21 protein-coding genes are annotated in these 24,833 nt (G+C 68.8%); 10 read left to right on the top strand and 11 right to left on the bottom strand.

The genetic code is table 11. From position 1 onward, the window contains the following. Positions 1-25: 25 nt before the first annotated feature. From gyrB to dnaA, 5 genes are all read right to left on the bottom strand, one after another. Positions 26-2,092, bottom strand: a complete 2,067-nt coding sequence (gene gyrB, locus ACTVCO_RS00695) for a DNA topoisomerase (ATP-hydrolyzing) subunit B (RefSeq protein ID WP_443726466.1) — start codon at positions 2,090-2,092, stop codon at positions 26-28. A gap of 288 nt (positions 2,093-2,380) precedes the next feature. Continuing rightward, on the bottom strand, positions 2,381-2,887 hold the full coding sequence (locus tag ACTVCO_RS00690; protein WP_443726465.1) for a DUF721 domain-containing protein: 507 nt from the start codon (positions 2,885-2,887) through the stop codon (positions 2,381-2,383). A gap of 67 nt (positions 2,888-2,954) precedes the next feature. Beyond that, on the bottom strand, positions 2,955-4,196 hold the full coding sequence (gene recF / locus ACTVCO_RS00685; protein ID WP_443726464.1) for a DNA replication/repair protein RecF: 1,242 nt from the start codon (positions 4,194-4,196) through the stop codon (positions 2,955-2,957). Between the two features lie 15 nt (positions 4,197-4,211). Beyond that, entirely contained in the window at positions 4,212-5,342 is a 1,131-nt protein-coding gene (dnaN, locus tag ACTVCO_RS00680; protein WP_443726463.1) for a DNA polymerase III subunit beta, read from the bottom strand. Positions 5,343-5,797: 455 nt separating this feature from the next. Then, positions 5,798-7,246 (bottom strand): chromosomal replication initiator protein DnaA, encoded by a 1,449-nt coding sequence (gene dnaA, locus ACTVCO_RS00675; protein WP_443726462.1) that lies wholly within the window; start codon positions 7,244-7,246, stop codon positions 5,798-5,800. 412 nt (positions 7,247-7,658) lie between these two features. On the opposite strand from dnaA, the gene rpmH reads away from it, so the two are divergent. The 8 genes from rpmH to ACTVCO_RS00635 all read left to right on the top strand — a co-directional run bounded on the left by rpmH (position 7,659) and on the right by ACTVCO_RS00635 (position 14,618). Continuing rightward, a complete protein-coding gene (gene rpmH / locus ACTVCO_RS00670; protein ID WP_206188174.1) occupies positions 7,659-7,796 on the top strand; it encodes a 50S ribosomal protein L34 in 138 nt (45 codons plus the stop codon). Positions 7,797-7,799: 3 nt separating this feature from the next. Beyond that, entirely contained in the window at positions 7,800-8,159 is a 360-nt protein-coding gene (rnpA, locus tag ACTVCO_RS00665) for a ribonuclease P protein component (protein ID WP_443726461.1), read from the top strand. Continuing rightward, positions 8,125-8,529 (top strand): membrane protein insertion efficiency factor YidD, encoded by a 405-nt coding sequence (gene yidD / locus ACTVCO_RS00660; protein WP_443726460.1) that lies wholly within the window; start codon positions 8,125-8,127, stop codon positions 8,527-8,529. Before rnpA ends, yidD begins: the two co-directional genes overlap by 35 nt. After that, positions 8,529-9,479: a membrane protein insertase YidC gene (gene yidC, locus ACTVCO_RS00655; RefSeq protein ID WP_443726459.1), complete on the top strand. Its 951-nt coding sequence runs from the start codon at positions 8,529-8,531 to the stop codon at positions 9,477-9,479. The genes yidD and yidC overlap by 1 nt, the downstream gene beginning before the upstream one ends. Before the next feature lie 47 nt (positions 9,480-9,526). Next, positions 9,527-10,027 (top strand): Jag family protein, encoded by a 501-nt coding sequence (locus ACTVCO_RS00650; RefSeq protein ID WP_443726458.1) that lies wholly within the window; start codon positions 9,527-9,529, stop codon positions 10,025-10,027. A 1,801-nt stretch (positions 10,028-11,828) separates the two neighbouring features. Continuing rightward, on the top strand, positions 11,829-12,527 hold the full coding sequence (gene rsmG, locus ACTVCO_RS00645) for a 16S rRNA (guanine(527)-N(7))-methyltransferase RsmG (RefSeq protein ID WP_443726457.1): 699 nt from the start codon (positions 11,829-11,831) through the stop codon (positions 12,525-12,527). 55 nt (positions 12,528-12,582) lie between these two features. After that, positions 12,583-13,623: a ParA family protein gene (locus ACTVCO_RS00640; protein WP_443726456.1), complete on the top strand. Its 1,041-nt coding sequence runs from the start codon at positions 12,583-12,585 to the stop codon at positions 13,621-13,623. Next, the gene (locus tag ACTVCO_RS00635; protein ID WP_443726455.1) at positions 13,620-14,618 is read left to right on the top strand and encodes a ParB/RepB/Spo0J family partition protein; all 999 of its coding nucleotides are present in this window, start codon (positions 13,620-13,622) and stop codon (positions 14,616-14,618) included. Before ACTVCO_RS00640 ends, ACTVCO_RS00635 begins: the two co-directional genes overlap by 4 nt. 138 nt (positions 14,619-14,756) lie before the next feature. Here ACTVCO_RS00635 and trxA read toward each other — a convergent pair whose 3' ends face one another. The 3 genes from trxA to ACTVCO_RS00620 form a co-directional block, all read right to left on the bottom strand. Then, entirely contained in the window at positions 14,757-15,083 is a 327-nt protein-coding gene (trxA, locus tag ACTVCO_RS00630) for a thioredoxin (RefSeq protein WP_443727128.1), read from the bottom strand. Then, positions 15,083-16,060, bottom strand: coding sequence for a thioredoxin-disulfide reductase (trxB, locus tag ACTVCO_RS00625; protein WP_443726454.1), 978 nt, complete (start codon positions 16,058-16,060; stop codon positions 15,083-15,085). The genes trxA and trxB overlap by 1 nt, the downstream gene beginning before the upstream one ends. A 66-nt stretch (positions 16,061-16,126) precedes the next feature. Beyond that, a complete protein-coding gene (locus ACTVCO_RS00620) occupies positions 16,127-18,265 on the bottom strand; it encodes a hypothetical protein (RefSeq protein WP_443726453.1) in 2,139 nt (712 codons plus the stop codon). Positions 18,266-18,368: 103 nt separating this feature from the next. Here ACTVCO_RS00620 and ACTVCO_RS00615 point away from each other — a divergent pair, with 103 nt between their 5' ends. Further along, the gene (locus ACTVCO_RS00615; protein WP_443726452.1) at positions 18,369-18,755 is read left to right on the top strand and encodes a YchJ family protein; all 387 of its coding nucleotides are present in this window, start codon (positions 18,369-18,371) and stop codon (positions 18,753-18,755) included. 54 nt (positions 18,756-18,809) lie between these two features. Here ACTVCO_RS00615 and murJ read toward each other — a convergent pair whose 3' ends face one another. Genes murJ through ACTVCO_RS00600 form a run of 3 tightly spaced genes read right to left on the bottom strand, consistent with a single transcriptional unit; the run spans position 18,810 to position 23,238 of the window. Then, positions 18,810-20,474 (bottom strand): murein biosynthesis integral membrane protein MurJ, encoded by a 1,665-nt coding sequence (murJ, locus tag ACTVCO_RS00610; RefSeq protein WP_443726451.1) that lies wholly within the window; start codon positions 20,472-20,474, stop codon positions 18,810-18,812. Continuing rightward, a complete protein-coding gene (locus tag ACTVCO_RS00605; RefSeq protein ID WP_443726450.1) occupies positions 20,471-22,654 on the bottom strand; it encodes a DUF6049 family protein in 2,184 nt (727 codons plus the stop codon). The genes murJ and ACTVCO_RS00605 overlap by 4 nt, the downstream gene beginning before the upstream one ends. After that, positions 22,654-23,238, bottom strand: coding sequence for an NUDIX hydrolase (locus ACTVCO_RS00600; protein ID WP_443726449.1), 585 nt, complete (start codon positions 23,236-23,238; stop codon positions 22,654-22,656). Before ACTVCO_RS00600 ends, ACTVCO_RS00605 begins: the two co-directional genes overlap by 1 nt. 92 nt (positions 23,239-23,330) lie before the next feature. On the opposite strand from ACTVCO_RS00600, the gene ACTVCO_RS00595 reads away from it, so the two are divergent. Beyond that, complete coding sequence (locus tag ACTVCO_RS00595; protein ID WP_443726448.1) at positions 23,331-24,830, top strand: CCA tRNA nucleotidyltransferase; 1,500 nt, start codon at positions 23,331-23,333, stop codon at positions 24,828-24,830. Positions 24,831-24,833: the final 3 nt, after the last annotated feature.

Here is a 24,833-nt window from a genome sequence, read left to right as displayed (position 1 = left end):
TCCTTGAGCTGTGGCCGGGTGGCCGTCAGATGTCGAGGAACCTCACGTCCTTGGCGTTGCGCTGGATGAAGGAACGTCGCTGTTCGACGTCCTCACCCATGAGCACCGAGAAGACCTCGTCGGCGGTGGCCGCGTCGTCGAGGGTCACCTGGAGCAGCGTGCGGTGCTCGGGGTCCATCGTGGTGTCCCACAGCTCCGAGTAGTCCATCTCACCGAGACCCTTGTAACGCTGGATCCCGTTGTCCTTGGGGATGCGCCGGCCGGCCGCGATACCCGCTGTGAGCGCCTGGTCGCGCTCTTCGTCCGAGTAGACGTAGTCGTGCGGGGCGTTCGACCACTTGAGGCGGTAGAGCGGCGGCTGCGCGAGGTAGACGTGCCCCTGCTCGATGAGCGGCCGCATGAAGCGGAAGAGCAGCGTGAGCAGGAGCGTCGCGATGTGCTTGCCGTCGACGTCGGCATCCGCCATGAGGACGATCTTGTGGTACCGAAGCTTCTCGATGTCGAAGTCCTCGGAGATCCCGGTGCCGAAAGCCGTGATGAGACCCTGGACCTCAGCGTTGCCGAGGGCGCGATCGAGGCGGGCTCGCTCGACGTTGAGGATCTTTCCGCGGATCGGCATGATCGCCTGGTTGTACGGATTGCGGCCGCGGACGGCCGAGCCGCCTGCCGAGTCACCCTCGACGATAAAGATCTCGGACTCTTCGGGCTTGTTCGACTGGCAGTCCTTGAGCTTGCCCGGCATCGACGACGAGCCGAGGAGGCTCTTGCGCGTCGCCTCGCGGGCCTTGCGCGCGGCGAGTCGGGCCTGAGAGGCCTGGACTGCCTTGCGGATGACGTCGCGTGCCTCGTTCGGGTGGGACTCGAGCCAGTCCCCGAGGCGGTCGTTGACGATGGTCTGGACAAACGTCTTGGCCTCGGTGTTGCCCAGCTTCGTCTTCGTCTGGCCCTCGAACTGGGGCTCGCCGAGCTTGACCGAGATGACGGCGGTGAGCCCCTCGCGGACGTCGTCGCCCGTGAGGTTCTCGTCCTTGTCCTTGAGCAGGCTCTTGGCCCGCGCGTAGCGGTTGACCAGGCCGGTGAGTGCGGCGCGGAAGCCCTCTTCGTGGGTTCCGCCCTCAGTCGTCGAGATCGTGTTGGCGTACGTGTGCACAGACTCTGAGTAGGCACTCGTCCACTGCATCGCGATCTCGAGCGAGATCCGTCGCTCGGTGTCCTCGGCCTCGATGTCGATGATCTCCGGATGGATGACCTCGATCTTCTTCGTCGAGTTGAGGTGGCGGACGTAGTCCGTCAGGCCCTCGTCATAGCGGTACGTCACGGCGCGGTGGCGAGGCTTCTCGGGCTGCTCGTCGGTCGCGAGCTCGTCCTCGTCGACCTCGAGCGCACGCTCGTCGGTCAACGTGATCTGCAGGCCCTTGTTGAGGAAGGCCATCTGCTGGAAGCGCGCGCGCAGGGTCTCGAAGTCGAAGATCACCGACTCGAAGATCGTGGCGTCGGCCCAGAACGTCTGGGACGTTCCGGTCTCGGTCGTCGCAGCACCCTGGCGGAGCTCACCGAACGGCTTGCCGCCGTCTGCGAAGGACTGGTTCCACGTGAAACCATCGCGCTTGATCTCGGTCTCGACCCGGCTCGAGAGCGCATTGACGACCGAGATTCCCACCCCGTGAAGACCACCGGAGACTGCGTAGCCACCGCCACCGAACTTGCCGCCGGCGTGAAGGATCGTCATGACGACCTCAACGGTGGGGCGGCCCTCGGTCGGGTGCATGGCGACTGGGATGCCACGACCGTTGTCGACGACGCGCACGCCGCCGTCGTCCAGGAGGGTGACCTCGATGTGGTCGCAGAAGCCGGCGAGGGCTTCATCCACAGCGTTGTCCACAACCTCGTAGACAAGGTGGTGAAGCCCACGTTCGCCGGTCGAACCGATGTACATGCCAGGTCGCTTGCGCACGGCCTCGAGGCCCTCGAGAACCGTGATCGAGCTGGCGTCGTAGCTGGGAGCTGAGGATGTCGGGAGTCCCGCGTCCTGAGTGCTCGGCTGATCAGTCACTGGAAGAGGTACTCCTCGGCTCGACGCTGGAAAATCCATGCTCAACGGCGCTGTACCGAGCGGCCGCGACGAATCGTGGCCCCTGCGGCGAGGTCGGCCAGGATCGGCCGGCCCCCGCAGGAATCCCCATCGGGGGACGTCGTGCGAGCGTCGGTGGGAGAGTCTGTGGTGGCCCCGTGACCGGGGTCTGGCCACGTGCCCGGCCCAACCTGTCCAGTCTACCTGTCACGGGCGGATTTTCAGGCCTCAGACGCGTTGTCCACAGCGATTTTCACAGGCACGTCACGTCTTCCACTGCCTCATCCACAGGAGTCTGTGGATAACTTCTTAGCCCCACGTGTCCCGAGGGCCTCTGCCTCGGACCCGACGTGGACCACGGGCGAACGACCGCGCCGCCGGACCAAGGATCTTCAGCTCCTCGACGACCCCCTGGCCGAGCTCCTGAGCAAGCCGACCCAGGATCGAGGGTCGAAGAAACTCGAGCTGGGTCGCCCACGCCGTCGAGCCCGCCTGAACGATGAGCACACCGTCGTCGAACGTCACCGGGGTCGCGTGCGAGGCAATCTCGTCACCCACCACCTCACGCCACCGACCGATGACACCGCCGACCGAGACCTCCTTGCTCCAGCCTCTCTCGGCGAGCAGCCTCCCGACCACGTCCCCGAACAGCTGCGGGTCCCGTCCCCCCGGGCGGGCCCCCGACCGCTGCTCAGCGAGAGGCGAGCGCGAGGTCACGCCCGGCCGTGCTCCGCGATCACGTGCCGCAGCCCGGGCCCGGTTGAACGCCTCCTTCGCGACCTGCTGCGGCGGGGGCAGGCCGACCAGAGCACGCACATCAGGTGCAGGGCCGTCAGGATCGACCGCCGGCACCCCGCGCGGCTGCGGGAGCTCCACCGGCTCGTCAGGCGCCACGAGTGACCTCGCCACCCAGGACGTCGAACCGCGCACCGACGAGAGAGGCTGGAACATCGGCCGGAACGGCCGCGGTGATGAGCACCTGCCGCGCCTGGACGACAAGATCGGCGAGCCGCTCGCGCCGCCGGACGTCGAGCTCAGCGAAGACATCATCGAGGATGAGAACCGGTTCGCCGTCCTCGCGCGAGTCGCTCATCCAGAGGTCGTCCTCGGTCGCCACACCCTCGGTGAGGAGGTTGTACGACGCGAGACGCAGCGCGAGCGCAAACGACCACGACTCCCCATGGCTCGCATATCCCTTGGCCGGAAGGCCGCCAAGGGTGAGAACGAGATCGTCGCGATGAGGCCCGACGAGGCACACTCCCCGCTCGATCTCCTTGGGCCGGAGCTGGGCCATCGCCTCGATCAGCTGGACCTCCAGCTCGGCGGGCGTCTGAGGCTCGGACGGCTGCCCGGCGGGCGCCGCGACGTCGTCGGGCCTCTGGTCGCTCCTGGCGGCAGCGAGGCTCGAGCGATACGTGATCTCAGCACGCCCCTGCCCAGCGCTCACCTGGTCGTAAGCCTGGGCGACGTACGGTGCGAGACCAGCGACGAGGCGCTGGCGGACCGCGATGATCTCGGCACCCAGGGACGCGATCTTCGCGTCCCACACGTCGAGGGTGCGTAGGTCAGGTGACGCGGACTCCTCCCCCGCGCTCGGCCGCCCTCGCCGGCGTGGCCCACCTGCCGACTTGAGAAGAGCCGAGCGTTGCCGGAGCACGCGCTCGTAGTCACCAAGGACCGCGGCAAGGCGCGGGCTCACAAGGATCATGAGGTCGTCGAGGAACCGCCGGCGCGCGTCGGGGTCACCCTTGACCAGGACGAGATCCTCAGGTGCGAACAGCACCGTGCGCAGGATCCCCACGACGTCGCGCACCCGAGGGACCGGCGATCGGTTGAGGCGCGCCCGGTTGGCTCGACCCGCGTTGATCTCAAGATCGATCGTCGAGGCGCGGTCGCCGCGCACGACGCGCGTGCGGACGACGGCACGCTCCTCGCCTGCCCGGACGAGCGCAGCGTCTGTCGAGACCCGGTGCGAACCGAGGGTCGCGATATACCCGACAGCCTCGACGAGGTTGGTCTTGCCCTGTCCGTTGGGACCGACGAACGCGTTGATCCCGGGTTCGAGCTCGAGATCGACCTGTGCGTAAGAGCGGAAGTTCTGCAGAGAGAGGTGGGAGACGAACACCCGGCCCTCCGGGTGCTAGCTCGCGAAGCGGATGGGAACGAGCAGGTAGCGGTAGTGGGTCTTCGACTCCCCGTCGAGGGAGTCCTGACCTGTGAACTCGACCGGCTTGTTCGGGTGCGTGAAGCTCATACGGACGAAGTCGGTCCCGAGAGCGCCGAGCCCGTCGAGCAGGAACGTCGGGTTGAACGCAACAGAGATGTCCTCGCCGACGAGGAGCGCCTCGAGTGCCTCGGAGGCCTGAGCGTCGTCGCCCTGGCCCGCGTTGAGCACCACCTGGCCGTCCGAGAACGAGAGGCGGATGGGTGTGTTGCGCTCCGCGACGAGCGACACCCGCTTGCTGGCCTCGATGAGAGCCGACGTCGCGACGACCGCGTGGATCGGCGTCTCGTCGGGGAAGAGCCGCCGCACGGGCGGGTAGTCGCCGTCGGTCAGCTGCGACGTCGTATGACGGCCGCCCGCCTCGAACCCGATGAGGTCGACACCCGATCCCGTCGAGAGCGCAACCGTGACATCGCCCGAGGACCCGAGCGACTTGGCGACCTCGGACAGCGTGCGAGCGCGAACGAGCGCAACATTCGAGATGTCGGTCTGGTTCGGACGCCACGGAAGCTCCCGCAGCGCGAGGCGGTACCGGTCGGTCGCGAGCAGCGTGATCGTCGAACCCTCGAGCTCAGCACGGATGCCCGTGAGAAGAGGGAGAGTGTCGTCCTTGCTGGCCGCGACCGACACCTGGGCGACGGCCTCCGTGAGCTCATCACCGGAGATGACGCCAACCACCTGCGGCATCGACGGAAGCGCCGGGTAGTCCTCGACCGGCATGGTGAGCAGCGAGAAGCGGCTCGAGCCACAGGTGACGTTGACCTTCGTGCCTTCGACGACGACGTCGACGGGGCGGTTGGGCAAGGCCCGCGAGATCTCGGCGAGCAGGCGGCCTGAGACGAGGACCTCGCCGGCCTCGGACACCTCGGCGGGGATCTCGGAGCGCGCCGAGACCTCGTAGTCGAAGGTCGAGAGCTTGAGGACGCCCACGGGATCGGCTTCGATGCGGATGCCGGCGAGCACGGGAGCCGGGGGACGGGCAGGAAGGGTCCGCGCGGCCCAGGTGACGGCCTCGGCCAGGACGTCTCGCTCGACGCGGAACTTCATCTGCTCGCACTCCTTCGCTGTGGGGACCTACGTGCTCGTGCCGAGACGCAGGACGTATGCAGACTACGCGACCCCAGGTGTCCCGGTCATCTTGGGATTCCCAAGATCTTGAGCCTCCTCGAGCTGGAGGCTCGGCATGCTCCGTCAGCCCCATGAAGGTGATGTGGATTGCCCTAGGAGAAATCTGTCATCGTCGTCGTAGGTCTTGTGGATTCTGGGGATAGTGGCTGTCTTCGCAGGTCAGACGATGAAACTTGTTGTTCGCCGCGTCCGTGCACCAGCTGTGGAGAACTCGGTCGTCCTGTGGACGGAGCCGATGCGCCCCAACACGGTCCCCCGTTGTGCACGGTGGTGTCCACAGATCTGGGGCCCTCGTCCACCGTTGTCCACAGGTCAATCCACAGGTGTGGAAAGACATCCCACGTGAGTCTCGACAGAGCATCGAGACTTGGGACCTAGGACCGATGCTCGTGCTTGATCCGGCTCGTCAATTCGGTCACCTGGTTGTAGATCGAACGCCGCTCCGCCATCTGTGCACCGATCTTGCGGTTCGCGTGCATGACCGTCGTGTGGTCGCGGCCCCCGAACTCCTGACCGATCTTCGGCAGAGAGAGGTCTGTGAGCTCACGGCACAGGTACATGGCGATCTGACGGGCCGTGACGAGCACCCGCGACCGGGAGTTGCCGCACAGGTCATCGATCGAGAGACCGAAGTACGCCGCGGTCTGGGCGATGATGCTGCCGGCCGTGATCTGCGAGGCGTCCTCGTCGGTGATGAGGTCCCGGAGCACGATCTCTGCGAGCCCGATGTCGACCTGCTGACGATTGAGGTTCGCGAAAGCCGTCACGCGGATGAGCGCGCCCTCGAGCTCACGGATGTTCGTCGAGATCTTCGAGGCGATGTACTCGAGCACATCGTCCGGCGCTGCGAGGCGCTCCCCCGCCGCCTTCTTGCGGAGGATCGCGATCCTCGTCTCGAGGTCCGGCGGCTGCACGTCGGTGATGAGACCCCACTCGAAGCGCGAGCGCAGTCGGTCCTCGAAGCCGTTGAGCTGCTTCGGTGGTAGGTCGGACGTCATGACGATCTGCTTGTTGGCGTTGTGCAGCGTGTTGAAGGTGTGGAAGAACTCCTCCATCGTCTGTTCCTTGCCCTGCAGGAACTGGATGTCGTCGATGAGGAGCACGTCGACCTCGCGGTACCGGCGCTGGAACGCGCCGGCCCGGCCCTCACCGATCGAGTTGATGAAGTCGTTCGTGAACTCTTCCGAGTTCACGTAGCGCACGCGGACCCCGGGATAGAGGCTCTTCGCGTAGTGGCCGATCGCGTGGAGCAGGTGCGTCTTGCCCAGGCCTGAGCCGCCGTAGATGAACAGCGGGTTGTAGGCCTTGGCGGGAGCCTCGGCGACGGCGACGGCGGCCGCGTGAGCGAAGCGGTTCGAGGCACCGATGACGAAGGTCTCGAACACGTAGTGGGTGTTGAGGCTCGTCGGCTCGAAGGGCTGCGGTGAGGAGCTCGGGCCCGAGGTGTTGAACACCTCGGAGTGTGAGATCCGCTGCGTGGGAGCCGGGGCGGGCGCGGGCTCGGGCTGCTCGTCGGCGCTGGGACGCGTGAGAGCCAGCTCCTCCTGTGCGTCGGCGAGCGAGGTGTCCACAGTGATGACGAAGCGGGCGTCGCGACCGAGTGCGTGGGTGAGCGCGTCGGTGAGCTCGGTCCGCACCCGGTTCTCGAGGTACTCCCGGATCCACTCGTTGGCGACCGCCACGATGATCGTGCCCTCGGCGATGGCCAGGGGCGATCCGAGCTTGATGAACGCAATCTGGCGGGGAGTCATGTCGGGGCTGGCCTCGAGCTCGGCGATCGCCCGTGACCAGACCTCGGTGACGTCGACGTCTGTTGCGGACATCGTTCTCCTTTGCTCGGGACGGAGTGCGAGCGTCGCACGGCCGTCGTTGTCCACATAGTTTTCCACAGGTTGTGAACTCCGGGGACAGAGCCGGGTAGTCCCACCCCCAGCGGCACCCGTCACGCCCGTGAACGGCGTCAGCGGGCCGCTGGTGTGGGTCCCGCCGTGACGGACCCGCACCCCCTGTGGCATGCTGAATGACATTGGTGTGACTTCGGTACGGCAATGGCGCCGTCCACATCCTGTGACTTTCGACCCGTCGGAGGTCACAGCGCTCTGGCTTGACCTGGGAGCCCTCCCCGGCATAGCGTCAGACAGCCGTTCGGCACCTTCGTCGTGCCCGCGTGCCCTGATCCCCGGATCCTGCCCTTTCCTGTGGCAGGGCCTCATGTCAACGTTCTGGAGTTATCTCGTGAGCAAGCGGACCTACCAGCCGAACAACCGGCGTCGTGCGAAGACCCACGGCTTCCGCGCCCGCATGGCCACCCGTGCCGGCCGCGCCATCCTCGCCGCACGCCGTCGCAAGGGCCGCGTCGAGCTGTCCGCCTGACCGGTGCTTCCTGCGGCGCACCGCCTTCGGCGTTCGACCGACTTCGGTCGGACCGTTCGCGAGGGTGTGCGCGCCGGACGATCGACCATGGTCGTCCACCACCTCGTCCTCGACGAGCACGGTGGACGGGCCATGGTCGGTTTTGTCGTTTCTAAAGCAGTGGGGAATGCGGTGGCGCGCAACGCCGTCAAACGGCGCCTGCGCGCCGCGATGGCACAGCACGTGGCAAGCCTGCCGGACGGCAGCACTACCGTCGTCCGGGCTCTTCCGGCGGCCGCGGACAAGCACTATGACGAGCTCGCACGCGATCTCGACGGATGCCTGAGCCGTGTCGGTCGCCTACACAAGCGAGACGGCGCGTGAGCAGGGCCGCGGTGTGAACGGCGCTCAGCGTGCCTGGCGCGTCGTTCGTCGGCTTCCTGGCCGTGGCGTCCTGCTGCTGCTGCGGGCCTACCAGCTCGTCATCTCGCCGATGACCCCGCCCTCGTGCAGGTTCTACCCGAGCTGCTCGGAATATGCGGTCCGCGCCGTGAGGATTCACGGCGTGCTCAAAGGTGGCAGGCTCGCGATCTGGCGGGTCCTGCGCTGCAATCCCTGGAACTACGGGGGCGTCGACGACGTTCCTGGTGATGTGAGACGTCCTGCCGTGCAGGAGACCGGATCGCGCACGCCCGAGGCTCCGACGCATGTGTGCGCCGCAGCCGAGAAACCTGCCTGCATGGAGTTGTCCTGATGGAGTGGATGTACAACCTGCTGTTCCCGATCCAGTGGGTCGTGGCCTGGATCATGTTCGGGTGCCACTGGATTCTCGAACGCGTCGGAATGCCCGGCGACAGCGGCCTCACGTGGGTCCTGTCGATCGTCGGCCTCACGCTCGTCATCAGAACCGTGCTCATCCCGCTGTTCTTCAAGCAGATCCACGCGTCGCGCGGTATGCAGGTCGTCGCGCCCGAGATGAAGAAGCTTCAGGCGAAGTACGCCAACAAGAAGGACCAGGCGTCGCGCGAGGCTATGGCCCGCGAGATGCAGGAGCTCTACAAGAAGCACGAGACGTCCCCGTTCGCGTCGTGCATGCCTCTGCTCCTGCAGACCCCGATCTTCTTCGCACTCTTCCGCGTCCTCAACACCTTGCCGCAGATCGCCTCCGGGGTGAACGATCCCATCGGGCCGATCAACCGAGTCGTAGCGAGCCAGATCGAGAACTCGACGTTCTTCGGTGCTCCGCTCTCGGAGACGTTCCTCAACTCTGACGTCACGCAGGTCAAGGTAGTCACGGCCCTGCTCATCCTCATCATGTCTGCCACGCAGTTCTTCACTCAGCGCCAGCTCACCATGAAGAACATGCCGCCTTCGGCCCTCGAGGGCCCGGCCGCGTCGATGCAGAAGAACATGATGTATATCTTGCCGCTCGTCTTCGCGGTCTCCGGCGTGAACTTCCCGATCGGTGTGCTTGTCTACTGGACGATCTCGAACCTGTGGTCCATGGGCCAGCAGTTCTACACGATCCGTAAGATCCCCACGCCCGGTTCTGAGGCAGCACGGCGCCTCGAGGCGCGTCGCCGCGCCAAGGGCATTGTCGAGGTGACGAGCGCTGACGGTGAGACGTCAGTCATCGAGCGCCCGGCTGGGCAGCGCCAGCAGCCGGTCTCGGCGCAGCGCCAGAAGCGCAAGAAGAAGAAGTGACCTGGCGCCGCCAGGATTCCTGACCAGAACGCCGTAGGGAGCATCAGGTGACGAGCCAGAACACCGAGCCGAAGTCGACGACAGCCCGTTTGGAAGAAGAGGGTGAGATCGCCGCTGACTACCTTGAAGAACTTCTCGACATCGCCGACCTCGATGGTGAGATCGACATGGACATCGACCATGGCCGGGCCACGGTTGAGGTCGTGACCGACGCTCCCCAGCAGCTGCAGGGCCTTGTGGGTCCCGATGGAGAGGTGCTGGATGCTCTCCAGGAACTCACTCGGCTCGCGGTGCAGGCTCGCACAGGGGAGCGGAGCCGGCTCATGCTGGACGTCGCCGGCTACCGAGCGGGTCGTCGCGCGGAGCTGACGACGCTTGCGGAGGAGACGATCGCATCGGTTCGTGCCTCTGGTGAGTCCGTCGAACTCGACCCGATGAATGCGTTCGAGCGCAAGGTTGTCCACGATGCCGTGACCGCCGCGGGCCTGACGAGCGAGTCGCACGGGGTTGACCCGGCGCGCTACATCAAGATCAGTCCTTCCGCCTGAGCGGAGTTCGAGAGCGGGTCACCCCAGTGCGGGGTGGCCCGCTCTTGCGTTCCGGAGGGGCTACCCACGCCTGGGTTGCAGGGAGGACGGCGGCGTTCGGTCATGCTCGATGTTTCACGTGAAACACAGGGCGTATGGAGGCGATGGCGCCCACCATCAACGAGGGACGGCGAGCTGTGCACGGGCCAGTGGCGACAGGCCGCTGCGAAGCGATGGCGCAGTCGAGGGTGGCGACGCGCGGAGGGGGCTGAGCGTGTCGGGCGGGTCGTGCTAGCTGAGCCGACCGGTTCGACGTGGGGCTGCGCGGTGCGGGCGAACGGGAGTAGGTCGGGGGCGTGCGAGCCACACCGTGCTTCCGGCCTGCTCTCACGGATGCGAGAAGCTCGGCTGGACCCGACTACGGGCGTGGGGCCCGTCGAGTCCGCTGGTGGCCCAGCCCGGGATACCCACGGTCCATGTCGGTGGACCCTGCACGACGGCTGAGGGAAGCGACGGCGCGTGACCGGTGACTTCGCCGTTGGGAGCCCTTCAACAGAGGATGCGACACGGAGGGGACGCGCACCCGGCGCAACGCGAGCCAGAGCTCTGGAACGGAATCGCCGCGGGGCGCGTGCGCCACAGCTACGCGGAGGGGTGAGTGGGACGTCCGCTGGAGGGAAGCGGCTGCAGGGAGATGTGAAGGAGACGTCCGCTGAAGCGGCACGGCTGCTGGCAGGTGCGAGCCTAAGGTCCGCTGAAGCAGCACGGCTGCGGGGAGGTGTGTGGGAGAGGACCGCTGGTGGGACACGGCTGCGTAGAGGTGTCTGGGAGACGTCCGCTGGTGGGACACGGCTGCGGGGTGGTGTGTGGGAGACGTCCGCTGATGGGGCACGGGGCACGTGGGCGGAGGGGCACGTACGGAGCGTCGTGCGATGAACACACGGCATGTCTGTGGACGGGGGAGTGCGGTGCGCCCACGCGCAGGGCGTAGAACACCAGTTGGGCGGCGGTCGGGTGGAGTCCCGAAGCGCACGGGTCAAGCGGTGCGGGCCGCCCGCTGTCGGGCCGGGGAGATATCCGCGTGCGGGTTCCCGAGGGTCCAGTCGATGCGAGTCGGTGGTTGTTTCACGTGAAACCACGGTCGGTGTGACACCGTCGCCAGTCCCCCGGTGGCCCCAAGGCGATGGGATCTCGGAGAAGGCGCGGCACCTCGCATCATGACGCGTGCCTAGAGAGCCCGGCCTCGCCCGTCCCTCCGCCGTTGCGATGTGGCGCGAGGAGACCGCTGGCGCAATCGATCGTAGGGCTGCAGCTACGGCTGTCGGTGGCGCAGGACCAGAGCTCGTGCGCGCTACCACCGGAGAGTCAGGGCCCGGACGGTGTCGTGAGACGTGTGCGGGGGTGGCGGGGTGCACCGCTTGATGAGCATGTCGTCGGAGGAAGGGATGCGTCGTCTGAGGCCGAACGATCCCGCTTGAGCGGCTCAACCACGTGGGGGTGGGGTGTGTGGGTGTGCGGGCCAGCGGGTGGGCGCAGGTCCCTGTGTTCCAGCGTGCGTTCCTGCGTCAGCGTGCGTTCGGGTGTCCGGGTGTGCGGGTGGGATCGTGGGAGGTTGAGGCGGCGTGGCGCGGGCGGGGCAGATGGGGTCTGCCTGCAGCCCGACATGGCGACGGTGTGGGCCAGTGTGGGGGAGGGTGAGTCCCGGGACCCGACCTCGAGTGCGAGGTCGCGCGCGCGAACATCCCAACAAGCGCCCCAAGGACGGCCCGGTGTCCGACGTGCGGGGTAGCCTAGGACGGAATCCCCGTCGAAGGAGTGCTGCGTGCCTGCTAACCCCCAGGAACACCCTGATGTTTCACGTGAAACGTCAGTGGCGGAGGTCGAAGCAGAGGAGTCACTTGCCTCGGACGACCCGCGCCTGGCCGACTACTTCGGCGACGCTTTCCCGGCTGTCCGGTCGTTCCACGACGCCCTGGTCTCTCAAGGTGAATTGCGCGGCCTCATTGGCCCGCGCGAGGTCCCGAGGCTGTGGTCCCGTCACATCCTCAACTCGGCGTCGGTTGTGCCTTTCCTTCCCGAGGAAGGCACCATCATCGATCTCGGTTCGGGTGCAGGCCTGCCAGGAATCGTTATCGCCGCGATGAGGCCCGCTGCGCAGGTGCTTCTTGTCGAGCCGATGGAGCGACGTTGCGCTTGGCTGACAGAGATCGCCGAGCAACTTGCTCTGACGAACATCGAGGTGAAGCGCGGCCGCGCGGAGGAGTTCCACGGTGCCCTCGAGGTGGATGCCGTGACAGCACGGGCGGTCGCCGCACTCGACAAGCTGGGGCGTTGGGCTTTCCCGCTGCTCCGGCGCGGGGGAGAGCTCATCGTCCTCAAGGGGCGCTCGGCGCAGGACGAGATCGACGCGGCGACGAAGGTCCTGCGCAAGTACGGCGCGACCGATGCCGCCGTGCACCTGGCTCCGACGATCGAGGGACTCACGACCACGTCAGTCGTGACGGCGACCCGAACCCGATGATCCAACAGCGGCATCGGAGATCACCACAGCGCGGCAAGGATCGAGAGGGAAGCGTGTGAAGGACAGCGACGCGATGACGGCGGGCGAGGCGACCCACGTTTCACGTGAAACATCGCCGTACGAGCATGAGAGCCATGAGGAACGGCGGCGCGCCCAGATCCTCGAGAGCGTGCCGTCGTTCGAGGACGACACGCCTCTTGCCGCCCAGCTGGCGCTCGACGCCCGGCGGCGCATCAGCCTGCGTGGACGTCGGTTCCCCCGCCCCGAACACACCCGCATCATCACGGTGGCGAACCAGAAGGGCGGCGTCGGCAAGACGACGTCGACCGTCAACCTCGCCGCCGGTCTCGCCCAGTCGGGCCTCAACGTGCTCGTCATCGACAACGACCCCCAGGGAAACGCCTCGACTGCCCTCGGCGTCGAGCACCGGGCCGGGACCCCCTCCGTCTATGACATCCTCGTCAACGACACACCCATGGCCGAGGTCGTCCAGCGCTGCCCCGACATCGAGACCCTCTGGTGCGTTCCCGCGACGATCGACCTCTCGGGTGCAGAGATCGAGCTCGTCTCCCTGGTTTCACGTGAAACACGGTTGCGACGAGCACTCGACGCCTACCTCGCACACCGCGAAGCGGCGGGGGAGGAGCGCCTCGACTACGTCCTCGTCGACTGCCCACCGTCCCTGGGCCTGCTCACGGTCAATGCGTTCGTCACCGGGCGCGAGGTGCTCATCCCGATTCAGTGCGAGTACTACGCGCTCGAAGGGCTGAGCCAGCTGCTCAAGACCATCAGCATGATCCAGTCGCACCTCAACCAGGACCTGCACGTCGCCACCATCCTGCTGACGATGTATGACGGACGCACGAACCTCGCGCAACAGGTGGCGGCGGAGGTTCGCGAGCACTTCCCCGCACAGACGCTGCTCACCGCGATCCCACGCTCCGTGCGGGTCTCCGAAGCTCCGTCGTACGGGCAGACCGTCATGACGTACGACCCCAACTCGACGGGCGCACTCGCCTACCTCGAGGCAGCACGTGAGATCGCCGAACGCGGAAATCCACAGACGCCCACCCCGACCCAAAGGCAGGACGCATGAGCGAGAAGAGGCGCGGACTCGGGCGTGGGCTCGGAGCCCTCATCCCCACCGCATCGAACGAAGAACGTCCCGTCGATGTCTTCTTCCCCGGAGGGGGCTCAACCGCCGCCTCGATCGCCACGACTGCGACCCCCGTCGAGACTGTCGACGACGGCGGCCTCGTGCCCATCCCGGGAACAAGCTTCCGGGAGATCCCGCTTGACAGTATTCGGCCAAACTCGCGGCAGCCACGCACCGTCTTCGACGAGGACGACCTCAATGAGCTCGTCGGATCGATCGCCGAGATCGGCGTGCTCCAGCCGATCGTTGTGCGTCCCGACCCGACCGGTGAGGCCGCCTACGAACTCATCATGGGGGAGCGGCGCTGGCGCGCCTCACGCGAGGCCGGCAAGGAGTCGATCCCGGCGATCATCCGTGAGACCGATGACGATGACCTCCTCCGCGACGCCCTCCTCGAGAACCTCCACCGTGCTGCTCTCAACCCCCTCGAAGAGGCGGCCGCGTACCAGCAGCTCCTCGATGACTTCGGATGCACGCACGACGAGCTTGCAACCCGCATCTCGCGATCGCGACCGCAGATCTCCAACACCCTGCGCCTGCTCAAACTCCCCGCCCTTGTCCAGCGTCGTGTCGCGGCCGGGGTGCTCAGCGCCGGCCACGCACGCGCCCTCCTGGGCCTCCAGGACGCCGCCGCGATCGAGAGGCTCGCTCAGCGCATCGTCGCCGAGGGCCTTTCTGTGCGCGCCACAGAAGAGATCGTCTCCATGGGAGGGCTCGAGCCACGGCCCGCACCACGCAAGCCCCGCGCCGGAACACGCAGTGCCGCCGTCGACGAGCTCGCGACGCGCCTCTCCGACCGCTTCGAGACCCGCGTCAAGGTGGACCTCGGCCGCACGCGCGGCAAGATGACCATCGAGTTCGCGTCCGTCGACGACCTCAACCGGATCCTCGACGTCATGGCACCCGAAGACCCGGGTGTCCTCCGGAAGCGATAGACATCGACCACAGACGCCTGTGGCCCTGATCCAACGGATCAGGGCCACAGGCGTTTCGTCACTCCCGCGCGCTGCCCGCCATAGCGCACTCGCCAACGCGCGCTGTCGCACACCGTCGCACGACCTCAGCTCACCGCATCAGCCAGCGAGAACGTCCTCGAGCTCCTTGGCGAGCACCTGCCGGGGGCGCCCGCCGACGATCGACCGGACGAGCTCCCCGCCCGAATAGATGTTGAGCGTCGGGATCGACACGATGCCATAGGCCGCGGTCGTCGCCTGGTTCTCATCAGTGTTGAGCTTGACGACCTTGACCCGGCCCGCGAACTGCACCGCGAGCTCCTCGACGATGGGAGCTACCTGCCGACACGGTGCGCACCACGGAGCCCAGAAGTCGACGAGCACCGGAACGTCGGCGCCCATGACCTCGTCGGCCCACGTCGCGTCTGTGACAGGAGTGGCAGCCATCATGCCCCCGCAACGACCGACGACGTCGTGTCGTCGAGTGCCGCCAGGAAGTGCTGGGCGTCGAGAGCGGCCGAGCAACCCGTCCCGGCTGCGGTGATGGCCTGCCGGTACGTGTGATCGACAGCGTCACCGCACGCAAAGACCCCGGGAAGGTTCGTGCGCGTCGAGCGGCCCTCCACGACGATGTATCCGTTCTCGTCGAGGTCAACCTGACCCTTGACGAGGTCGGTGCGCGGTACGTGACCGATAGCCACGAACAGGGCCGTCGCGTCGAGCTCGCGCTCCTCACCCGTCACGGTGTCACGCAGCGTGAGCGAGCGAACCCTGTCGTCACCGGTGATACCAACAACCTCAGAGTTCCACGCGAACGAGATCTTCGGGTCATTCATCGCCCGGTCAACCATGATCTTCGACGCACGCAGCTCGTCACGGCGGTGGATCATCGTCACCTGAGAGCCGAAGCGCGACAGGAACGTCGCCTCCTCGACCGCCGAGTCACCGCCTCCGACGACCGCGATGTGCTGGTCCTTGAAGAAGAACCCATCGCACGTTGCGCACCACGAGACCCCGCGGCCCGAGAGGCGTCGCTCGTCCTCGAGGCCCAGCTCACGGTAGGCGGAACCCGTCGCGAGAATGACGGCGCGAGCCTTGTAGACCGTGCCCTCCGACGTCGTCACGAGCTTGATGTCGCCTGTGAGGTCGAGCTCGGTCGCGTCGTCCCACTCGATCTCCGCGCCAAAGCGCTCAGCCTGCTTCTGCATGCCGGCCATGAGTTCGGGGCCCATGACGCCGTCGGGGAACCCCGGGAAGTTCTCGACGTCCGTCGTGTTCATGAGGGCACCGCCCGCGGTGAACGCACCCGCGAGGACCAGCGGGCTCAGGCCGGCCCGCGCCGCATAGACCGCGGCCGTGTAGCCCGCGGGGCCAGAACCGACGATGATGAGGTCGCGAACGTCCCCGTTGTGCTCGTTGCTCACGTGCTCTCCACTCTTGAGGTCTCCACCCGGTCAACGCCGGACGGTGCAGGGGTTGTTCCCGAGGGTCTAGGACACCGAGATCTCAAGGATCTCCGCGCGGTTCTGGCCCGAGGTCTGCGGCAGCTCGGTAAACCACAGCACGATGTGCTCGGCCTCGACCGGCTCCTTCACCTCGATCTCCATGTCCTTCTCGATGGGGCCTTTGTACAGGACCGTGCCCTCATCAGGCTTCGAGGGGTCGGTCGCGCGGACCTCCATGCGGCCGCCGGTGCTGTTCGACTGGATGTAGACGGTCGACACCGGAGCGGGCTTCTCGAACGTCACGGCAATGCCCAGACCACGCTTGTTCATGCCCGCGTACGTCGCCGAGCGGTAGGTGCGCGTGAACCAGCCGGTCGTCGGGTCGAGGTCGATCGCGCGCGGAACCGCCTCGGGGTGCTCGTTGTCGTCGCCGTCCGGATCGAGCTGCTGAGCCGAGACGATGACGGGCAGGGTCGGCGGAGTCGTCGCGGGAGGTGACTGCGTGCCGTCCGAGCCGTCGGTTGCGACGGGCCGCATGTTCGAGCCCCACTGGAAGGGGGAGCGGAACTCCGTGAGGTTGCCCATGGACCACAGGACCCCACCGACCACGAGGACGAGGGCGACGACGAGCGTGAAGATCGTGGGATCGAAGCGCATCGTACGGATCTCTGCGCTGCGGGCAGCGGTCGTCGGGCGTGAACCAACTCGCGGCTGCGTCGGCGTTGCCGCGGAATGGGCCTGCTGGAGGACCGCCGCGTCGAACGACACGCGGGCCGCGGGGGCACCCACGGGCGCCGCGCTCGGAGCGGAAGGCGTCGATCCGGCGGTGCCTCCTGCGGCGCTCCCGGGTGCGATCCCCTCCGCTGTGCCAGCAGCGGCACTTCCTGCGGCGCCTGTCGCCCCGCCGGCAACCCCGGCGGCTCCTGCTCCGGCAACCCCGGCAGTACCCGCCGCAGTGCCCGCCGCAGCGCCCGCAACGGCTCCCGCTGCGGCCCCCGCACCTGAGCCGACGACCGTGACCCCGGCCGCGGCTGCTGCCGCAGCGGCAGCACCCACCCCGCCGGGGAGGCTGGCGCCTCCGCCCCGCACGCTCGTGCGGCGGACGGGCTCGGCGGCAGGTGGCGGCTGGGGGGCGCCGGGAACGGCGGGTGCGAGCGGCGTGCCCGCGAGCATGCCGCGCACCGATGTGCGTTCGAGAGGAGCTGGCACCACGGGTCCTTCGGGTACGGCCGCCTCGGCGACATCGATCGCGTTGGCGGGGCGCTCGCCACCCACGGCGGGGTCGGAGGCGGCCGGTGCCCCGGTCGTCGGCGGACCCGGGACGGCCGCCAGGGCAGCAGGACCGACGTCTTCGGAGGCCTCGCCCTCGAGGCTCGCCTCGGCAGCGGCAGCGGCAGCGGCAGGCGCAGGCGCAGGAACGGGGCTGCTCGGTGCGGGCACGGGAGCCTCGGGCACGTGCACCTCGCCCCACGGCTCAAGCTCCTCGACGAGCGCGCTCGGCGCGCGCAGCCCAGGGGTGAGGCTCGTGAGCAGGGAACGTGCGACGGAGGCCAGGGCGACCGCCTCGACATCGTCGTCCGCGGGCCCGTCGAGCGCTCCGGCGGGCACAGGAACGTCGGCGATGCGCTGTCCCGTGAGCGCAAACTGCAGGAGTCGTCCCAGGCCGGCGGCGTCGGCCGGGAGGCTCGCACGCGAACCACCGAGCGAGCCGTCACCCAGCGCGCCATCGAGGCCGAGGCCTTCAAGCTGAACGGTGCCGGGCGCCAGGTGGACGGCTGAAGGGCGCAGAGCGAGGTGATGCACCCCGCGGCGCTCGGCGACCGCGAGAGCCTGCGCAACCTCTCCGACGATCGCACGGGCGTGCTCACCCGACAGCGGGCCGCTCTCGAGGACGACGTCGTCGAGAGTGCGGCCTCGGGGACGCTCGATCACGACGTAGGGGACGACGTCCGCGCGGCCGACGTCGAGGATCCGCACAAGGCGTGGGTCCATGACGAGCGACGCACGGCGGGCCTCGTCGAGCGCGACCTCGGCACGCTCGCCCGACACGATCGTGACGAGCACCTCGCGACCCAAGATCTCGTCCTCCGCCGCCCAACGCTCAGCGTCGCCGACGTCGTAGGGAACACGCTCGCGCAGGCGGTAGCGCTCGGCGATCACGTCTCCGACGTGCGACTCGGTCACGGTGCCCCTTCCGGTGGACGTCACAGGTTCAGCGGATGTGCCGCGTCGCCCTCATCGATCTTACGGTGGACGACCACGTCGGCGGGGAGGTTACCGTACGGGCATGCCAGCGACCTGCCCCTGCGGCTCCGGCTCGACCCTCGAAACGTGCTGTCTTCCGCTGCTCCACCGCGAGCGGGAAGCCGCGACCCCCGCCGACCTCATGCGCTCGCGCTACACCGCCTACGTGCTGGGCGACGCCGATCACGTGTGGCGCACCTGGCACCCCCGCACGCGCCCGGAGACGATCGATCTCGCCGACGGCCCCGCGTGGACGGGGCTCACAGTCCAGGTGGCCGACGGCGGCGGCCCCGGGGAGGACGAGGGCACGGTGGAGTTCATCGCGACGTGGGGAGGGCCGGACGGGCCGGGCCGGTTGCACGAGCTCAGCCGGTTCCTGCGACGCGGCGGGCGTTGGTACTACCTCGACGGGGACATCCGCGACGCCTGAGCCGCGCCCGCCGGGCCGCGCCTGCTGAGCCGACCCCGCGCGCGACCGTCAATGTCAGCGCCCGCGGCGCACGACCCGCTCGACCAGACCGCGCAGCGCCGCCGTCTCTTCGACCCGCATGAGCCGGAGCAGCCCGAGGTAGACCGCCCCGATGACCGCCCCGACGACGACGCACGCGAGAACCGCCCACGGCCAGGACTCGACAGCGCGGTCGCCGAACGCGGACAGAGCTGCGAAGCCGGCACCTCCGCCGACGAGCGCGGCAACTCCCGCACGGACGTAGAGACGCACGATGCGCGCGCCGTCCATGCCGTCGAGCCGCCGTCCGAGGGCACGCCCACGCAGGAGCACGCCCACGACGTTCGACAGCGCCATCGCGGCCGCGACTCCGACGACCCACAGCTCAGGGCGCAGGACGACCGAGCCGAGCAGGGAACCCCCGACTAGCGTCGCTGCGATCGGCACCTGGATGACGAAGACCGTGCGACCGTCCTCGAACGCGAAATACACCCATTTCATCGACACCATGGCGCCGAGCGGCGCGAGACCGAGCGCCATGACGCCCAGGACCTGGGCGATCGCCGCCTGGCTCGGGAGCGACATCGAGGGCACGAGCACACGCACGAGAGGCTCGCGCAGGACGACGAGCACGGCGGTGGCGACGAGCGTGAAGACACCGATCGTGCGCAGCCCCCGCGAGAGGTCCCGTCGGACCAGGTCCTTGCGCCCCGCGTGCGCCGCTGCCGCCATACCGGTGAAGAGCGCTGTCGCGACCGAGACCGTGACGAGCGAGTGCGGCAGCAGATAGATCATGAGCGCCTGCGTGTACGCGCTCGGCCCTGCGACCCCGGGCACCGCCGCCACACCGTCACCCGCGGCCCACGGCGCGCTCGCCGCGATCCGCGTCGTCACCGCGACCGCCCCCTGGTCGAGGAGCGTCGCTGCGAGCGTCCACAGGGCGACCTTGCCCGCAGAGCGCAGTCCGGCACCGCGCGGATCGATGTTCGGCCGGAGCGTGATCCCCGCCCGGCGCAACGCGGGAAGGAGGACGAGCGCCTGCGCGACGATCCCGAGCGTCGCCGTCCCCGCGATGAGGATGATCCGGGGCGAGGTCCACCACGTCACCGCGTCGAGCGGCGCCCCCGGCTCGTACCAGCCGTACATCGCCACGAAGACGCCGAAGCCGAGGATCGAGACGACGTTGTTCATCGCGGGCGCCCACATGCCCGGACCAAAGACGCGACGCGCGTTGAGCACCTGCGAGAGGACCGCGTACATGCCGTAGAAGAACAGCTGCGGCGCGCACCACAGCGCCATGACGACACCGAGCTCCTGCTGCGCAGGCGACCACTGCGAACCGCCGAGCGCCAGGACGACGACGCCCATCCCGACCATGACGATCGTCGTGAGCGCGACGAGCGCAAGTGCTGCCGACGTCACCAGCTTGTCGACGGTCCGGGCCCCGTCCCGCCGTGCATACGCTTTGACGATCGCCGGGACGAGGACGACGTTGAGCATCCCGCCGAGCACGACCGCGTGGATCATCGTCGGGATCTTGTTGGCGACGTCGAACGTGTCGGCTGCGATCCCCGTCGCGCCGACGGCCCCGACGAGGAGGATGTTGCGCACGAACCCGAGGCCACGCGACGCAGCCGTCCCGACCGCCATGACGACGCTCGACCGTCCGAGGCTGTCAGAACCCTGTGCGGCCTCGCTCACGCGTCCTCCAAGGGGCGGATCGGGGCTGTGCGCCGGGTCGAGCGCCCACGCCGGATCGTGCGGACCACACCACCGAGGACGAGCAGGGCGAGCAGCACGCCGATGACCGCGGTCCCGACCGTCTCCCACTCCGCCCGCACGCGCACGTCGAACGCGTAGGGCTCGGCGACGACGTCACCGCTCGGACCGCGCAGCTGCACGAGCACGGTGACGTCGCCCGAGCCGATGGCTCGCACCGGGACCTCGACGTTGACCTCGGTCCCGGGCTCGACCACGGCAGACGGCGTATCCAGAACGCTCAGGCGGGGGTCGTCGGGCACGAGCGCGACGCCGATCGACACCGCGACACCGAGATCGTTGCGGATCCTGATGGGGAGGTCACCGCGGTCGGAGATGAGGTTGATGTCGCTCCCGGCGACGACCGAGATGCCCTCGAGGATCCGCTCCGTCTGCGCGCGCGCAGCACCCAGGAGCCGCAGGCGCTCTCCCGTCGCGCTGCGCCACGCCACGGCGAGCGCTGCGGACGTGGCGTCGACCGGTCCGTCGCTCAGCGCGCCCGGGTCGGCCGCGACGTCCGAGAACGCGCGCACGTCGCTCACCCGTTCCCAGGCACGCCGGACCGCGACGGGCCGCAGGTCGGCGACCGGCGATGCCGATTCGGGCAGCGGCGTGCGGGGCACGGCGGCCTGGGGCGAGCCCACGAGCGTCGAGACAGGGACGAGGTCGATCGTGCGGTCGCCGGCGAGCGTCGCGAGAACGGCGGTCACCGCCGCGCCGTCGGGCGACCAGGAACGGTCCGCCGTGATGACGACGTGAGGCTGCGCGAGGGCTGGCTCCTCACCGACCGTCGCCAGCTCGGCCAGGAGCACCATGAGCGCGTGCGACCGCGCCGCAGCCGCGTGGGCGGCGGGGACCGCAGGGTCGAGGGGCGCGGTCGCCTCAGCGAACAGCTGGTTAAGGATCGCGTCCGGGACGAGGGCCGTGATCGACCCCCCGTCCGTCGTCACGGCGACAGACCCGGGTGCCGTCGTCATCCCGGTCCCGGCGAGGCCGTCGTCGACGACGATGAGCGACCGTCCCGCGGACGCGGCCGCAGCGAGCAACGTCGTCGACGCGGTCCGCGTCGCGGGGAGCGCAAGATCGGTGCGCCACGCCTGGGCAGCCCGCCGTGCCGCCTCGACCGGATTGTCCGTCGGTGTCGCCTGGTCGTCGGGCTGCGTGGCGGCGGCGCTCGGTGGCGCAAGGGGCTCGCGGTCGTCACCCAGCGGCGTGACGTCGGCTGCGGCGAGCGCCGCAAGGTCGGGGTCGAAGCGGTCGGTGGCGAAGACGTCCCGCCCGTTCGCGCCCGCGAGCAGGGCTGACGCCCACGCCGCGGTGACGGGGGTGCCTGCTGCGGCTTGCTCGACGAGCGCCGGGTCGACGACCCACGAGACACCCTTGGTCGCGGCCGTTCCGGCGACGACCGTGCTGAGGCGCCCGCCGGGCGCCGTGTCGACGCCGATGCGCGTCGACCACGCCGCGACGTCCGTCGGATCCGGTGCGGGGCCCGTGAGCGGCACGATGACGGAGAGCCGGACGGGGTCGACGTCGAGCGTCGGTGTCCAGGTGAGGAAGCCCCGACCCTCGCCCAGCGTGCCGCGGACGGGGTCGGCGAGGCTCACGACGATGCCGCGGACGCCGCTCGACTCCGGGTAGGGCAGGAGGCGCAGGTCGACGGCGGGTGCGGTGAGGGTGACGACCCGTGACGCACCGGGCGCCAGGGGTCCCTCGAGGTCTTGGCGCGCGACGGGTGTCGGGGGGATCGTCGTCACCTCGCCCGCGGCCCAGCCGCGCAACGCCTCGCGCGAGGACAGGCGGTACCGCACGACGCCCAGCTGTGCGTGCGCGGACTCGAGAGGGACGTCCGTCGTGTTCGTCACGAGCGCCGTGACCCGCACCGTGTCGGAGGTCCCGATCGCGCGCGGCAGCACCTCGGTGACGACGACGGTGGGCGCGGGCGTCGCCGCGGGCTCAGCGACGACGCTGCGGGCACCGGTCGCTGACGCCGCCGCGGCTGCGGGCAGCGCCGCACCGAGCGACGCGAGCGTGAGCAGAGCCGCGAGAGCCGTCCCCACCAGCGCGTTGCTGCGCGCGCGCACCCGGCCGTCCCGCGCGGGACGACCTGCGAACCTGGGGCCCATCAGGGAGCCGTGCCGTGAGACGCGCTGCCGCGCCGGAGAAGGGCCCGCACCTCGGCGGCAAGCCGCCGTTCGTTCGGGTAGGACAGGACGGCGTCGAGATCGGCGAGAGGAACCCACGCGACGTCCTCAGCCTCATGGTCGGGGTCACCCTCGACCGTGAGGAACCCGCCGATCGCCTCGAGGAGGAAGTGGTGGACGACCTTGTGGACGCGCCGCCCGTCGCCCGAGAACCAGTAGTCGATCGAACCGATGCGCTCGACGATGCGCCCGAGGATCCCAGTCTCTTCGTGAATCTCCCGCACCGCCGCCTCTTCGGGAGTCTCCACGCCCTCGAGGTGGCCCTTGGGAAGGCACCATTCGAGGCGTCCGGCCCGGTTGCGTCGGGCGATGACGGCAACGCACGGCGTGCCGTCCTCGAGCCCCACGACGAGCCCGCCCGCGGACGTCTCGTCGACGACGGGCAGCTGGGACGTCGTGTGCACGGCAGAGCGACGCACCGCCACACGATCGATGCGGAGCGCGTGCCCGCCAGGCGGTGCAGGGACGCCCGGACGTCCCTGACCCTCGGCCGCGTGCTCTTCCATAACGTCACTGTAACGAAGGCCACGGGGTAGTCGGGCCACGAACCGCTGATCCGTTGGGCCGCCGACCGCTCCATCTGGCACGCTTGGTCGTCGTGGACGACGACCAGATTCCCCAGCCCGAACAGGCGACGCTCGAGCAGCTCCGGCGCCGTGCGCTCTCTGTCGTCGCCTCCCTGCCCCCCGAGGTCCGTGAGCTCGGTGAGATCTTCGCAGCCGCAGGCCACGAGCTCGCGCTCGTGGGTGGCCCGGTCCGGGATGCCTTCCTCGGCCGCGCCTCGAACGACCTCGACTTCACGACGTCGGCCACGCCCGACGAGACGCTCGCGCTCCTCGCGCGCTGGGGCGACGCCCACTGGGACATCGGCAAGGCCTTCGGGACGATCGGCGCGCGCCGCTTCGCGCGGCTCGACCGCGAGGACGTCGTCGTCGAAGTGACGACGTACCGCAGCGACGAGTACGACCCCGAGTCACGCAAGCCTGTCGTCACGTTCGGTGACACGCTCGACGGGGACCTCTCGCGCCGGGACTTCACCGTCAACGCCATGGCGCTGCGCCTGCCGCAGTTCGAGCTCGTCGACGTCCACGGTGGGCTCGAGGACCTCGCCATCGGTGTGCTCCGCACCCCGATCGCACCCGAGATGTCGTTCGACGACGACCCGCTGCGCATGATGCGGGCCGCCCGCTTCGCAGCCCAGCTCGGCTTCACGATCGAACCGGGTACGTGGGCGGCCATGACCGCGATGGCCGACCGCCTGACGATCGTCTCGGCGGAGCGCATCCGCGCCGAGCTCGACAAGCTGCTCGTCGCCGCGCACCCGCGCCGCGGCCTCGAGGCCCTCATGGACTCTGGACTTGCGACGCACGTCCTGCCCGAGCTCGCGACCATGCGCGAGACGGTCGACGAGCACAAGCGGCACAAGGACGTCTACCAGCATACGCTCACCGTCCTCGAGCAGGCGATCGACCTGGAGACGGGCCCCGACGGCCCCGTGCCCGGCCCCGACCTCGTCCTGCGCCTCGCGGCTCTGCTGCACGACTGCGGCAAGCCCGCGACGCGCCGGTTCGAGAACGACGGATCCGTGAGCTTCCATCACCATGAGATCGTCGGAGCCAAGCTCACGACGAAGCGCCTGCGGGCGCTGCGCTACGACAAGGAGACGATCCAGCAGGTCGCTCGTCTCGTCGAGCTCCACCTGCGCTTCCACGGCTACGGCGACGGTGCCTGGACCGACTCGGCGGTCCGTCGTTACGTCACGGACGCCGGGCCACTCCTCGAACGCCTCCACCGCCTCACGCGCGCCGACTGCACGACGCGCAACAAGCGCAAGGCCGCGCGCCTGCGCGCAGCCTACGACGACCTCGAGCAGCGCATCGCGACGCTCGCAGCCGCTGAAGAGATCGCGTCGATCCGGCCCGCGCTCGACGGCGGTCAGATCATGGCAACCCTCGGGGTCACACCGGGCCCGCTCGTGGGACGCGCCTACAAGCACCTGCTCGAGCTCCGCATGGACCGTGGTCCCATGAGCGAGGACGAGGGCCGCGAGGCGCTCCTCGTCTGGTGGGACGACCAGCCGGAGCGCGCAGGCGACTGAGCC

Source organism: Sanguibacter sp. A247, assembly GCF_052324925.1.
Taxonomy (GTDB): domain Bacteria; phylum Actinomycetota; class Actinomycetes; order Actinomycetales; family Cellulomonadaceae; genus Flavimobilis.
Note: the sequence above shows the minus strand (reverse complement) of the source record. Positions and strands in the feature narration are given on the sequence as shown.

Coding starts and splice junctions, on each gene's coding strand:
- gyrB (WP_443726466.1), bottom strand. CDS start 2,092: ATGGATTTTCCAGCGTCGAGCCGAGGAGTACCTCTTCCAGTGACTGAT.
- dnaA (WP_443726462.1), bottom strand. CDS start 7,246: ATGTCCGCAACAGACGTCGACGTCACCGAGGTCTGGTCACGGGCGATC.
- ACTVCO_RS00615 (WP_443726452.1), top strand. CDS start 18,369: ATGCCAGCGACCTGCCCCTGCGGCTCCGGCTCGACCCTCGAAACGTGC.
- trxA (WP_443727128.1), bottom strand. CDS start 15,083: ATGGCTGCCACTCCTGTCACAGACGCGACGTGGGCCGACGAGGTCATG.
- ACTVCO_RS00635 (WP_443726455.1), top strand. CDS start 13,620: ATGAGCGAGAAGAGGCGCGGACTCGGGCGTGGGCTCGGAGCCCTCATC.
- yidC (WP_443726459.1), top strand. CDS start 8,529: ATGGAGTGGATGTACAACCTGCTGTTCCCGATCCAGTGGGTCGTGGCC.
- dnaN (WP_443726463.1), bottom strand. CDS start 5,342: ATGAAGTTCCGCGTCGAGCGAGACGTCCTGGCCGAGGCCGTCACCTGG.
- ACTVCO_RS00600 (WP_443726449.1), bottom strand. CDS start 23,238: ATGGAAGAGCACGCGGCCGAGGGTCAGGGACGTCCGGGCGTCCCTGCA.
- ACTVCO_RS00605 (WP_443726450.1), bottom strand. CDS start 22,654: ATGGGCCCCAGGTTCGCAGGTCGTCCCGCGCGGGACGGCCGGGTGCGC.